The sequence below is a fragment of the Acinetobacter terrestris genome, assembly GCF_004331155.1.
Lineage (GTDB): Bacteria > Pseudomonadota > Gammaproteobacteria > Pseudomonadales > Moraxellaceae > Acinetobacter > Acinetobacter terrestris.
In genome coordinates, this window is the sequence record NZ_SJNZ01000006.1 from 55,948 (window position 1) to 67,885 (window position 11,938).

Annotated in this window: 10 protein-coding genes and 1 tRNA gene; 6 read left to right on the plus strand and 5 right to left on the minus strand. The window is 42.3% G+C overall.

The window, feature by feature from the left end; all coding sequences use genetic code 11:
• Nucleotides 1-13: 13 nt before the first annotated feature.
• From E0H81_RS04970 to E0H81_RS04990, 5 genes are all read right to left on the minus strand, one after another.
• Nucleotides 14-904, minus strand: coding sequence for a mitochondrial fission ELM1 family protein (locus tag E0H81_RS04970; protein ID WP_131317030.1), 891 nt, complete (start codon nucleotides 902-904; stop codon nucleotides 14-16).
• Nucleotides 905-995: 91 nt separating this feature from the next.
• Nucleotides 996-1,922, minus strand: a complete 927-nt coding sequence (locus tag E0H81_RS04975; RefSeq protein ID WP_131317033.1) for a branched-chain amino acid transaminase — start codon at nucleotides 1,920-1,922, stop codon at nucleotides 996-998.
• Nucleotides 1,923-1,956: 34 nt separating this feature from the next.
• On the minus strand, nucleotides 1,957-4,701 hold the full coding sequence (glnE, locus tag E0H81_RS04980) for a bifunctional [glutamate--ammonia ligase]-adenylyl-L-tyrosine phosphorylase/[glutamate--ammonia-ligase] adenylyltransferase (protein ID WP_131317035.1): 2,745 nt from the start codon (nucleotides 4,699-4,701) through the stop codon (nucleotides 1,957-1,959).
• Nucleotides 4,702-4,775: 74 nt separating this feature from the next.
• A complete protein-coding gene (locus E0H81_RS04985; RefSeq protein ID WP_131317037.1) occupies nucleotides 4,776-6,050 on the minus strand; it encodes a sensor histidine kinase in 1,275 nt (424 codons plus the stop codon).
• Nucleotides 6,051-6,283: 233 nt separating this feature from the next.
• Nucleotides 6,284-6,370, minus strand: a tRNA-Leu gene (locus E0H81_RS04990).
• A 194-nt stretch (nucleotides 6,371-6,564) separates the two neighbouring features.
• Here E0H81_RS04990 and queA point away from each other — a divergent pair.
• The 6 genes from queA to yajC all read left to right on the plus strand — a co-directional run bounded on the left by queA (nucleotide 6,565) and on the right by yajC (nucleotide 11,935).
• A complete protein-coding gene (queA, locus tag E0H81_RS04995) occupies nucleotides 6,565-7,602 on the plus strand; it encodes a tRNA preQ1(34) S-adenosylmethionine ribosyltransferase-isomerase QueA (protein ID WP_131317038.1) in 1,038 nt (345 codons plus the stop codon).
• Between the two features lie 26 nt (nucleotides 7,603-7,628).
• Nucleotides 7,629-8,657: a hypothetical protein gene (locus tag E0H81_RS05000; protein WP_131317040.1), complete on the plus strand. Its 1,029-nt coding sequence runs from the start codon at nucleotides 7,629-7,631 to the stop codon at nucleotides 8,655-8,657.
• A gap of 28 nt (nucleotides 8,658-8,685) precedes the next feature.
• The gene (locus tag E0H81_RS05005) at nucleotides 8,686-9,252 is read left to right on the plus strand and encodes a LemA family protein (RefSeq protein WP_131317042.1); all 567 of its coding nucleotides are present in this window, start codon (nucleotides 8,686-8,688) and stop codon (nucleotides 9,250-9,252) included.
• 108 nt (nucleotides 9,253-9,360) lie between these two features.
• Nucleotides 9,361-10,230 carry a DUF4303 domain-containing protein gene (locus tag E0H81_RS05010; protein ID WP_131317044.1) on the plus strand — a complete coding sequence of 290 codons (870 nt, stop codon included), beginning with the start codon at nucleotides 9,361-9,363 and terminating at the stop codon, nucleotides 10,228-10,230.
• Between the two features lie 137 nt (nucleotides 10,231-10,367).
• Nucleotides 10,368-11,498 (plus strand): tRNA guanosine(34) transglycosylase Tgt, encoded by a 1,131-nt coding sequence (gene tgt, locus E0H81_RS05015; protein ID WP_131317046.1) that lies wholly within the window; start codon nucleotides 10,368-10,370, stop codon nucleotides 11,496-11,498.
• A 107-nt stretch (nucleotides 11,499-11,605) separates the two neighbouring features.
• Entirely contained in the window at nucleotides 11,606-11,935 is a 330-nt protein-coding gene (gene yajC / locus E0H81_RS05020; RefSeq protein ID WP_131317048.1) for a preprotein translocase subunit YajC, read from the plus strand.
• Nucleotides 11,936-11,938: the final 3 nt, after the last annotated feature.

An 11,938-nucleotide genomic window follows, 5' to 3' on the forward strand; every position in this document is an offset into this window, starting at 1 on the left:
AGTTTAAACCTAATCATTGGGCTAAGAGATATGTTGCCACACGCTCTGCTTCTTTAAAAGCATGAGCTTCAGCTAACGCTAGAATTGAAGCACTATCGGAAACCCGGTTAGATTGAATCATTTGATCTATGGATTGAGTAATGCGGTCTTGTTTTAAACGATCAACCTTGATCACTCCCACCCGACATCCCGCTGTTAAGGCTTCAAAAATCATCGAAACACTATCTTCAGTTACCCAAACTGCTTCGGCCTGCTGCATTTCTTCAAAAATCCAGCCTTGCGGTGTCTGCTCAACCGGGAATATTTTTAGCTTTGATGCCCATGCTTTTTCATTCAAATGATCCAAGAATTCTTTCGGAGTCCGTCGTGAAGTGGTCAGTATAATCTCAGCTTGAGGGTGAAGATCGACGATTTGCTGAATGGAAGCTAAAACTTTTGCTTCATTCCATTGATGTCGTTTGGACGATCCACCGAGTGCGATTAGAAATCTATTTTGCTGATGCCTCTGTTCATTCACAATTGGATTGAGTGCACCTTGTGTGGTAATCACATGCTCCGATGCCTCAACTCCATCATGTTCAGGAATAATGGCGTAATCAAACCAGGTCACTGGAAAATTTGGTTTCATTAGAATAATCGTTTTCGCTTCAGGATAGATCCGGCCAAGCAATAAAACGCGCAACTGGGTATGACTGCCTACGCCAAAAATATAATCCGGCTGTTGCTTTAGCGTGGCCATACTCTTTTTAAACATTGCTGAAAACAGGCTAAAAACTGGCAAATGATCTATGGATACTTCTTCAAAAGTGACTTCATTTGTACTTTGTCTTTGCATAGCTGTATATAAGCCGACTGCTTGCGAGCGATGCCCTGCTTTGCCATCACTAACATAGACAATATGCATAACAAGATTCCTTAAAAGAAAATAAACTTGAATCTTAATCAATAAAAAAGGCGAAAACCGAGTTTTCGCCTTTTGATCTTAGCTGATCAACTTATTTTACGTAAGTCAACCAATGTGCATATTTAGGGTCTTTGCCCTGAACTGCATCAAAGAATGCTTTTTGAATTTGAGTGGTGATTGGACCACGACAGCCTTCACCAATTTCGCGATCATCATATTCACGAATTGGGGTGACTTCAGCTGCAGTACCGGTAAAGAATGCTTCATCACCAATGTAGAATTCATCACGGGTGATACGGCGTTCGAATACTTCAATACCCAAGTCTTTGGCAATGGTAATAATGGTTTGACGGGTAATCCCGTCTAATGCGCCGCCCGAGATATCAGGTGTATGCAAAGCGCCATCTTTTACCAAAAATACGTTTTCACCTGAACCCTGACATACATAGCCTTGTGGGTCCATCAACATCGCTTCGTCGTAACCCGAATGTGCAACTTCTTGGTGTGCAAGAATAGACAAAGTATAGTTACCTGATGCTTTTGCCTTACACATGGTCACGTTAGGATGGTGATGGGTAAATGATGAAGTTTTAACGCGAATACCTTTCGCCATCGCTTCATCACCAAGGTAAGCACCCCAGCTCCATGCAGCAACAGTGGCATGAATGGTATTGTCAGTTGCAGCGATACCTAGTTTTTCAGAACCGATAAAGATAATTGGACGTAAATAGCAAGAGGCTAATTTATTTTCACGCACGACATCAATTTGAGCTTGCTCTAGAGCTTTTTGATCAAATGGAACTTTCATTTGATAAATTTTTGCAGAGTTGAGCAAACGTTTTGTATGATCCTGAAGACGGAAAATCGCAGTTCCATTCGGAGTCTCATAAGCACGGACACCTTCAAACACACCCATACTATAATGTAAGGTATGTGTTAAGACGTGAATTTTAGCCTCACGCCAATCAACCATTTGTCCATCTTGCCAAATAAAACCATCACGATCAGCCAAGTTCATGGCGCACTCTCCAATTTTTTATACACAGTCATCTTTATCCAATGCAAATATTTGCAGTTGGATCAATTAATCTTTGCCATAACTTGCAAACGATCACGCGGGTATCGTGCCAGTCCGCAGCATTCACTTGCATGGATTGATTTGCAAGGGCTAAACGGTGGCTCTCGGCTCGTTCACTGAGATAAGCTTGAATCAATGCGGTCGCATCGTCGCTGGATAAGCGGCTTGCTTTTGCGGCATCTTCAAGGATTCGTACATTGTCGGAGTAATGGGCGAGATCGGGATTCGACCCACTCCAGGCTAACACCGCATACTGTGCCATAAATTCGATATCAACGATACCACCTGCGTCCTGTTTTAAATGAAAAATTCCATCTTTTTGCTGTTCTTTAGATGAGCCCAAATGGTCTTTCATTTTTTGACGCATCTTCAAAACTTCTTCCCGCACTTTGGCCTCATCTCGTGGCTGAGTCAAAATACGGCAACGCAATGCTTCAAATTTTTCACGTAAACTTTGTTCACCGGCAATGGAACGTGCACGCACCAAAGCCTGATGCTCCCACACCCAAGCACTTTTCAGCTGATATTGCTCAAAGGCTTTTAAGCTGGTCACCAACAAGCCTGCCTCACCGGATGGACGTAAACGGGTATCAATTTCATAGACACGGCCATCCAGAGTTTGCGTGGTCATCAGTGACATAAATTTTTGTGCCACACGCATGGCAAATTCAAAACCGCTAATTTGCTTGGTTCCGTCGGTATCGCCCTGTTCACTCATATAATGAATAAACACCAGATCCAGATCCGAACCATAACCCAGTTCAATTCCACCGACTTTGCCATAACCTGCCACGACAAATCCCGTGTGATCGAGCGAACAACGCTGGCCTTCTGCATCCAGCGGGTAGCCATGTTTTTTCGCAGTCATTTGATAAGCCAAATGTAAAGCTGCATTCACCGAGACTTCTGCAATATCTGTGAGTGCGTCGGATACTTTCATCAATGGACTTTCGGCCAAGACATCACTGGCTGCAACCGCCAAAACATTGGATTTTTTGAATAAGCGCAGTACCCGCATTTGATCTTCTACCTGATCAATTTCAATGCGGAGCAGTTGTTGCCTAAGTGAATCTTCCAAATCTTGACGCTTTGGCAATTCAAAATCCATCGACAAAAATTCATCCAGTAACACTGGATAATGGGTGAGTTCCTCGCAAATCCACGGGCTCACGGTTGCCATTTTAACCAGACGCTGCAAAGCGCCTTTGCTCTCGATCAGCATGACTAGATATACGGTCCGACGCATCACCGATTCGACCAAGGGCATTAAACGCAAGAGCGCGACTTGCGGTTTATCTGACTGCAAAATTGCTTCAATCAAATGTGGCCAAAAGGTTTTTAAGCGCTGTACTGCTTTAGCAGGTAATTTCTTCAGTGCATGTCCATACCAAAATTCATGGATGAGATTTTTTGCATTTTCATCCAAAACAGCATCTAACTGTTTTTCAAGCTGGCTAAAGCTTTCGATTAAAGGATCGGGTTCTTTTTCTTTAATCAGGTGTTCAAACTGAAAAATAACTTTTGCGCGTTTCTGATTCAAAAATGCAATAAAGGACTCCCAATCCGCAAAGCCTAAAGTTTCAATCATACGCTGACGTAAGTCAGGTTCATTCGGCAAGGACTGGGTTTGCTGATCATGCAAGGCTTGGATGGCATGTTCAACACGGCGCAGGAATAAATAAGCATCTTCCAGTTCAGCCACGGCTTGCATTTCTAGCAGCCCCACCTCACCCAAATGATGCAGGCTGACTAAACATTGACGGTCCTGCAATTCAAGCTTTGAGCCACCGTAAATCAGTTGAAACACCTGCACAATAAATTCGACTTCACGAATACCACCCGCACCGAGCTTAATATCATCTTCAATATTACGGCGCAGTACTTCACGCTCAATCATTGCCTTCATTTCACGCATGGCTTCAAAGGCGGTGTAGTCGACATATTTGCGGAACACGAAGGGTCGGGTCATATCCAACAGTTCACTGCCTTCTTTTCCACCCGTGACAATACGTGCTTTAATCCAGGCATAACGCTCCCACTCACGCCCGTGCTGACTTAAGTATTTTTCCAAAGCTACATGACTGATGGCAAGTGCCGAACCATCCCCCCATGGACGCAAACGCATATCGACACGAAATACAAAACCATCAGCAGTGATATGATCCAGCAGATAAATCAGTTTCTGTCCCCACAAAATACAGAACTGCTGTACATCAATGCATTTACGGCCATTGGTTTCACCTTGCTCACCAAAGGCAAAAATAAGATCAATGTCACTTGAAAGATTAAGTTCTTGAGCGCCCAGTTTGCCCATGGCGACCACAATTAAATCTTGTACCGTACCGTTATAGCCGATCGGCTCACCGTGCTTTGCAACCAGAGCAACAAGTGCGAAATCTTTTGCTGCGCAAATGGATGCATCGGCAAAGTCTGAAAGTTCACGGGTCAAGGTAACAACCTCGGTGAGTTGATTGGCATCTTGCCAAATCCAGCGAAACATTAAACGTGCGCGAAGGACACGAATAGCACGCATCCATGTGGTTTCATCAGTAATATTATCTAAAGCGGCATGAATAGAGTTCTGGATTTGCGTGGTGCTTAAAGGAACGAGAAATTGGTCAATTGCATAATCTTGTTCGAGTAATATCGCATGATTTCCCAATACTTGTTCTGCGTATTGGCTAGCACGTAATGTTTTGTGCAATTGTTCCGCATTCATTTTCCAAACCTTCAGCCGAGTTTTTTCTAGTTATATCAGCTGAAGGGAAATAGAGGAAAAGAAAAATTTATTTTCTATACTTTTAATGTTTCAGTTTTGAGTTGTTCAGGAGTTAAAGCCTGATGGGTACTGGTCGCCGCCGGTAAAGTCACATTAAAAGTCGTGCCTTCGCCTTCTCTGGAATCTACAAAAATTTCACCATGGTTCAGATCAATGAATCGCTTGCACAAGACCAGCCCCAGACCCGTACCTTTCTCTCCTGCCGTACCTTTAATACTGGCAGTCACGGACTGCTGAAACAGCTGATCCATTTGCGTTTGACTCATGCCCAAGCCTGTGTCGCAAACAGAAATGTGCACACCCGTTTCAGACTGACTTGCAGTGATGATGACTTGCCCCGTGCCATCGGTCGGGGTGAATTTTAAAGCATTGGAAACCAAATTCTGTATCACTGAGGTGATCATATTGATATCAGCGCAGACTTTAATGCCTTCTTCAATCTGGTCAATGAGCTGAATATTTTTCTTTACCGCCAGACTGTTTAAGACATCACAGACAATCTTGGTCGACTGTTTCAATTCAAAGTTAATTGGGTGATAAATAAAACGCCCACCTTCCGCCATCGCCCAGTTCAGCAGGCTTTCCAGCAGATTATAGGTCGATTGTGCCGTGTCGTATAAATATTCGGAAATGCTTTGTACACTGGATTCATCAAGTGTTTCACGCTCTTGCGCCAACACTTCGGAAAAGCCCAGCAACCCGTGAAATGGCGCTCTTAAATCATGGGCAATAATCTGGAAAAATTTGGTTTTACTAAAGTTGAGTGCAGCCTGCTGTTCATACATTTCTTTAAGATCGGCATGGTCAACTTTCAACTCAATGATATGGGTCAGGCTGTTGGTAAAATCTTGAACGGTTGCAATATCTTCAGGATTAAAACATTGCTGATGTAAATCAAAAAACAGTGCCTGACCAATCGAAACGCCATCACTCATACGCAAATCAAAAGCCAGATAGCGTTTAGCCTCTGCACCAAATTGACTTACATGCTGGACCAGATTCGGATATTGAACATGCTGATGATCAATAAAAGCCTGCCCTTCAAAATAAGTACTTAAACAGGTTTCACCTGGCGAGCAGAATGCCTTGAAACCATGAGTTGAGGAATACCAGATATAAGGTTCATTATGAAATGCCAACACAGCTTGATCAGCTCCAAGCATGCGTCGTGCAAATCTTAAAAAGCGCTCAACCTGATTCGTGGGCGTAAAAACGCCTAACAATAGTGAAAGCTTACATGCGCTAAGCTGCTCAGTTTCTGAGCCTATTTCAAGCAACTGCATTTTCATATCAGAGTTATCCAATCACTATTGTTGTTGTAAAAATAATTCTTACCTTTATCTTTATTAACAAATTTACATAGCGAGCACAATGAAAAAAGACATAAAACAAACAAATGTGACTATTTAAGGTAGATTTGTTGGATTTTTCCCTTTGACCGAATACTCAAAGCTCAGTAGAAATTTCTTAGGCCAATAAAAAAACCCCAAGCCTTTAGTACCGGCTTGGGGTTTTTTGAATCTGGTCCCGAGGGTCGGACTCGAACCGACACGTCATCTCTGACAGCGGATTTTGAGTCCGCCGCGTCTACCAATTTCACCACCTCGGGAAAGGGGCTACAAGCGCATTAGCTTGTGGTGGCTATATTACTATCAAACTTCGAATTGTCAATTATCTAATTCAATCAATTGATCACTTTTATAGCAAAACCAAAAAGTTTGTCTTAAAAAGCATCAGATATCATCTCGTTTGCCCTTTTCAGGACTATAATGCGGACGTTTTTCTTATTTCTATACATTGAAGATGCAACTTTCTGACTTTAACTTTGATCTCCCTGATGAACTCATTGCCCGCTACCCTTTAGAAACCCGTAGTGCTTCACGCCTTTTGCATTTAGATGCGCAAGGGCAATATCATGACTGTCATTTCACCGACATTGTTGATTTACTCGATTCTGGTGACTTGCTGATTTTAAATGACACCAAAGTGATGAAAGCACGCCTGAAAGGTAAACGTGCCTCTGGTGGTGCTGTAGAAGTTTTAGTGGAACGGATGCAGGACAAGTTTATTGCACACTGCCACATTAAAGCCAGCAACTCGCCTAAAGCCGGTGCTGAACTTTTTATTGGTGATGATGCAGTAAAAGTAACGGTGCAAGGTCGCCACGAAAACTTGTTTATTGTCGAGTTTTCACAACCGATTTTAGATGTTTTGGATCAATACGGTGCTTTGCCAATTCCGCCTTATTTCAACCGTGAAGCCGAAGCCATTGATACCGAACGCTATCAGACCGTATTTAATGACCCGACTAAACTGGCAAGCGTCGCAGCACCAACAGCCAGCCTGCACTTCGACCAAGACTTATTGGAAAAACTTGAAGCCAAAGGCATTCAAAAAACTTTTGTGACGCTACATGTCGGCGCAGGTACATTCTTGCCGGTACGCACCACAGATATCGAAAACCACATTATGCATAGCGAATGGTGTGATGTTCCAGAACATACGGTTGAACTGATTCGTCAAACCAAAGCCCGTGGCAATAAAGTCATTTCGGTCGGAACCACAGCAACTCGTGCCATTGAAAGTGCAGCTCAAGCGCATGGCGGCAGATTAGATACGTGGACAGGTGATACACAAATTTTCATCTATCCAGGTTATGATTTTAAAGTGGTGGATCGTTTAATTACCAACTTCCATTTACCTGAATCCACTTTATTGATGCTGGTTTCGGCATTGTCGAATCGTGATAACATTTTAAATGCCTATCATCATGCTGTAGACGCCAAATACCGCTTCTTTAGTTATGGCGATGCCATGCTGATTGATAAAATTACGCCTTAATACTTGCCGATAAAAAGAAGCACTCCATGCCGCTCGATACTGTTAGACATTCGATTCATATTCGACGTAAAAAAAATGAACGGGTTTTTCAGAATATTGCGCGGCTCTGGGAGATTGGCCGGCAGGCTCAAACCCAGCAAGATATTCTGGATGGTTTGCATCCTTGGAATGCGCCGATCGTTCTCAAATTTGAAAATGTCTTGCCGCTACTTTTAGCTGCGGTGGGGCTTTTTTTCGTGCTGCTGATTTTTATACTCCCGACCAATATCTGGCTACAGCTGGGTCTGGTGACTGGGCTATTTATGATTTTCTGGGCTTATATCAGCTATGAAGATAAAAAACCGATTGATGATGTGATTGAATATTTAGAACAACAGACCATCGCCAAAAAATACCAGCTCTCCTTCCTGCAACAGCCGCAACATATTTCTGTGCCGCTGCAACCAGTTTTATTCATTGCCCATTTAAAACGCCTGTTCCCAGTGTTTAATCAAGGCACGCTCTCTAATGACATTCCCTATTATGCCAGTACGGTCTGGGCAGATGAGGACGGCAAACAGCATCAAGTCATGGTTTTTCAATATCATTTTGTCAATCAGGTTCGCGTGCGTGATAAAGATGGCAATGATGTCAAAGTGAAAGAGGTTCATAAAGACTTATGGGGCGTATTCGTTTTTGATGTTGAGATCCAAGGGCTTGCGATTACCACGGCACGCAAGAACTTTTATTATCCCTATAGCTTTCCCTGGCATACCAGCGATATTCAGACCAATGAAAAATTAAACATTTTTGGCAGTGATGAAATGCAAACCGCGAAATTACTCTCGCCTGCCTTCGTACTGAAACTGGCTGATTTCTTTGCCCAGCGTCAGGGCGATTTAATGTTCCATCCGACCAGTCATACCTTATGCTTTTTAGGTCCTGCTGATTTATTTAAAATATCGACCCAAGCTAAAAAAATCCAAGATATTTCTGTATTACGTGGACACTTACGTACTTTTAAATTACCTTATTTAGAAAGCTTGCAGCGTGACTTAACGCATTTTTTAAAATAAAAACGCTTGATGTTCTGGGGACATATAAATGGGGCTGTTAATTTTTTTTCTATTGATGATTGCCATGGTCGTGGCATGTATCATGATTCGCAATAATATTGTGCGTCATCACAATGCGTCTATACGCGCCTGGTCGGATGTCGCAAGCTATGAACGTCAGAAAATTAAAATTCTGGATGGCTTGCAACCTTTGGTTGAACAATATTCAAGTTTTGAAAAAGGCACTTTAGAAAAAGTGACTGAACTGCGTCAGAATATTTTAAACCTGAATATCAATAATACCGACGTCTCGCAATTACAGCGCATTGAAAGCTTGAATAAAGAATTGATGCGTAGTTTAAATGTGGTGGTTGAAAACTATCCCGAACTGAAAGCCAATGAAATTTATCTGAAAATGATGAATGAAATTGAAGAACAGAATGAAAATGTCGGCGCAGCGATTAGCATTTTTAACCGTAATGTAGAGCTGTTCAATAACCATATTCAGGTTTTCCCGAATAACATTGTCAATACCATGACAATGGGTAAAAAAGCCATTCGCCCCTTTCGGGATCAAATGGTCACCCAAAATTTTGACTATCGACCTAATTTTTAACAACTCGGGACTTCTTGTATTCATCCTTTATAAATAACCGCAAGAAGTCCAAAAACTATTTAAAAAATTAATAAAAAAAACATTAACTTCATAAAAAGAATAAAGCTCATGTTAGAACATATTCCCCTACTCAAAGATGCATTAATTGAAGCCTTTTACCCCTTATACGATCAATATAATGAAGATCAGATTTATGCATGCGCCCTGGTTTTCAATGAATATTTACGGATGGACGATTTAGCCGTATCGACCACCCGTAGCTTCTTCGCGGAGCATGAAGACCCGCTGCAATATCTGTCAGAACAGGACAAATGGCAGGTAAAAAAATGGCGTTATCGCTCTCACTCATCTGCAGAAAACCGTTTTGCGCAATTTAAATTAATCTTGGCAGATTATTTTAAAAAAACCCATGCCTTTGGCCATCCGATGCTGGAGCATAACCATGGCAATGCTCAAAACAATCTTGATCTGGTGATTGCCGCCTTTCAACAGGCCAAGGATGCTTTTGCCCATTCTTATGGTCTGGATACCCAAAATATTGTGTTTTTTATTCATATTCCCCATCAGCCTCAAGTGGCAATCCATTCTGCACAGTGTCTCAATAGCGGCAGTCCATTAATGGATGACTTCATTCAGCATCATTCTCCCAGAGCCGTGCCTCAAAACTTAGGCAGCAAACAAAAGCTATCCCAAGCCGATAAAGACCTGCTGGTCGATTTAGCCCAAATGACGGAAATTGAACCTTATGATTATTTACACATAGCTCAGCAAGCCTATTTGCTGACTTTAGAATCGGCTTTTATTGACAGCAATCCCTATATTCAGAAACTGATTCAAACCATTGCAGCGATGGATTGTGGGATAAAAGATGGCTGTGCCTTGGAAAAAAATGAAATATTAGAACGTATTGAACAGTTCTATCATGCAAGCCAAAACCTAACTTTAAGCAACTCCAATCCCTTTTCCGATATACCGTGAAAAGGAAAGTATCGAGTTAAAATTCGACAACGCTGGTGTTTATGTGCGTAATCTAGGAAAATAGCCCACTTTTAGCGGCGAACTGTTTATTCGCTCTTGCACTGCACGCAGTGCTTTGCTCTTGTTCAGGATATTTTATGAAGTTTGAAAAACTAGGTCAGTCGGGTCGTGCCCGTCGTGGTCGTTTAACGCTTGAACACGGCGTGATTGAAACGCCGGTATTTATGCCGGTCGGGACTTACGGTACTGTCAAAGGCATGCTCCCACGCGATATTGAAGACATTAAAGCGCAAATTATTTTGGGTAATACCTTCCATCTTTACTTGCGCCCAGGTTTAGACGTGATTCGTGAACACGGTGGCTTACACGAGTTCATGAAATGGAATAAACCGATTTTAACCGATTCAGGCGGCTTTCAGGTGTTCAGTCTGGGTGCTATGCGCAAGATCAAAGAAGATGGCGTAACTTTCCGTTCCCCGATTGATGGTTCTAAAGTCTTCTTGTCACCTGAAATTTCAATGGATATTCAACATACCTTGAATTCAGACATCGTGATGATTTTTGATGAATGTACGCCTTACCCGGCCACCCGTGAAGAAGCACAAAAATCCTTGCAGCTGTCACTACGCTGGGCAAAACGCTGTAAAACTCAGCATCACGATGTGCTCAAAAATAAAAATGCCCTGTTCGGTATTATCCAGGGCGGCATGTATGAAGATCTTCGTGATGAATCACTCAATGGTTTAAAAGAAATCGATTTTGATGGTTTTGCCATTGGCGGTCTTTCGGTGGGTGAGCCTAAAGAAGAAATGATCAAGGTACTGGACTATCTTCCTGCGAAAATGCCTGAAGATAAACCACGTTACCTGATGGGTGTCGGCAAACCGGAAGATATCGTGGAAGCGATCCGCCGCGGCGTCGATATGTTTGACTGTGTGATGCCAACCCGTAATGCACGTAACGGTCATTATTTTGTGACAGATGGTCTGGTGCGTATCCGTAATGCCAAATATCGTCATGACCAAAGCCCGCTTGATTCGCAATGCGACTGTTATACCTGCCAGAATTTCACGCGCTCGTACTTATTCCATTTGGAAAAATGCGGTGAAATGCTCGGTTCTATGCTTGGTACAATTCATAATCTGCGTTATTACCAAAGATTTACACAAGACATCCGTGATGCGTTAGATAATGGTACTTTTGATCAATATGTCCAAGAATTTTATGCATGTCGTGGTCTAGAAGTTCCGCCTTGTCCTGAAGATTAGTCTTTTCAGCATTTGCGCTGAAGAAAAAGTCCATGTAAATTGCAGAACAAGTTATTTTATTTATCATCATATTGTTGATATACAGTTTTTTATTTTAGGAAAATGAAATGAGCCTTTTTATTTCTACTGCTCACGCAGCGGGTGAAGCTGCAGCCCAGCCAAGTTTGGTTACTAACCTTTTGATGATTGCAGTATTTGTCGCAATTTTCTATTTCCTGATTTGGCGTCCTCAAGCAAAACGCGCTAAAGAACACCGTACCCTGGTTGAAAGCCTGGGTGTAGGTAGTGAAGTGGTTTTTGCAGGCGGTTTAATGGGTAAAATCACTAAACTTGAAGGTGATTTTGCAGTGGTTGAATTAAGCCGTGGCGTAGAAGTAAAAATTCAGCGTGCAAGTGTGATTTCGGTTCTTCCTGAAGGCACATTAAATAATCTTTAATCA

Bases quoted from the DNA above. Each gene is read 5' to 3' on its own strand.
- E0H81_RS04970 (WP_131317030.1), bottom strand. From the start codon at position 904: ATGCATATTGTCTATGTTAGTGATGGCAAAGCAGGGCATCGCTCGCAA.
- E0H81_RS04975 (WP_131317033.1), bottom strand. From the start codon at position 1,922: ATGAACTTGGCTGATCGTGATGGTTTTATTTGGCAAGATGGACAAATG.
- glnE (WP_131317035.1), bottom strand. From the start codon at position 4,701: ATGAATGCGGAACAATTGCACAAAACATTACGTGCTAGCCAATACGCA.
- E0H81_RS04985 (WP_131317037.1), bottom strand. From the start codon at position 6,050: ATGAAAATGCAGTTGCTTGAAATAGGCTCAGAAACTGAGCAGCTTAGC.
- queA (WP_131317038.1), top strand. From the start codon at position 6,565: ATGCAACTTTCTGACTTTAACTTTGATCTCCCTGATGAACTCATTGCC.
- E0H81_RS05000 (WP_131317040.1), top strand. From the start codon at position 7,629: ATGCCGCTCGATACTGTTAGACATTCGATTCATATTCGACGTAAAAAA.
- E0H81_RS05005 (WP_131317042.1), top strand. From the start codon at position 8,686: ATGGGGCTGTTAATTTTTTTTCTATTGATGATTGCCATGGTCGTGGCA.
- E0H81_RS05010 (WP_131317044.1), top strand. From the start codon at position 9,361: ATGTTAGAACATATTCCCCTACTCAAAGATGCATTAATTGAAGCCTTT.
- tgt (WP_131317046.1), top strand. From the start codon at position 10,368: ATGAAGTTTGAAAAACTAGGTCAGTCGGGTCGTGCCCGTCGTGGTCGT.
- yajC (WP_131317048.1), top strand. From the start codon at position 11,606: ATGAGCCTTTTTATTTCTACTGCTCACGCAGCGGGTGAAGCTGCAGCC.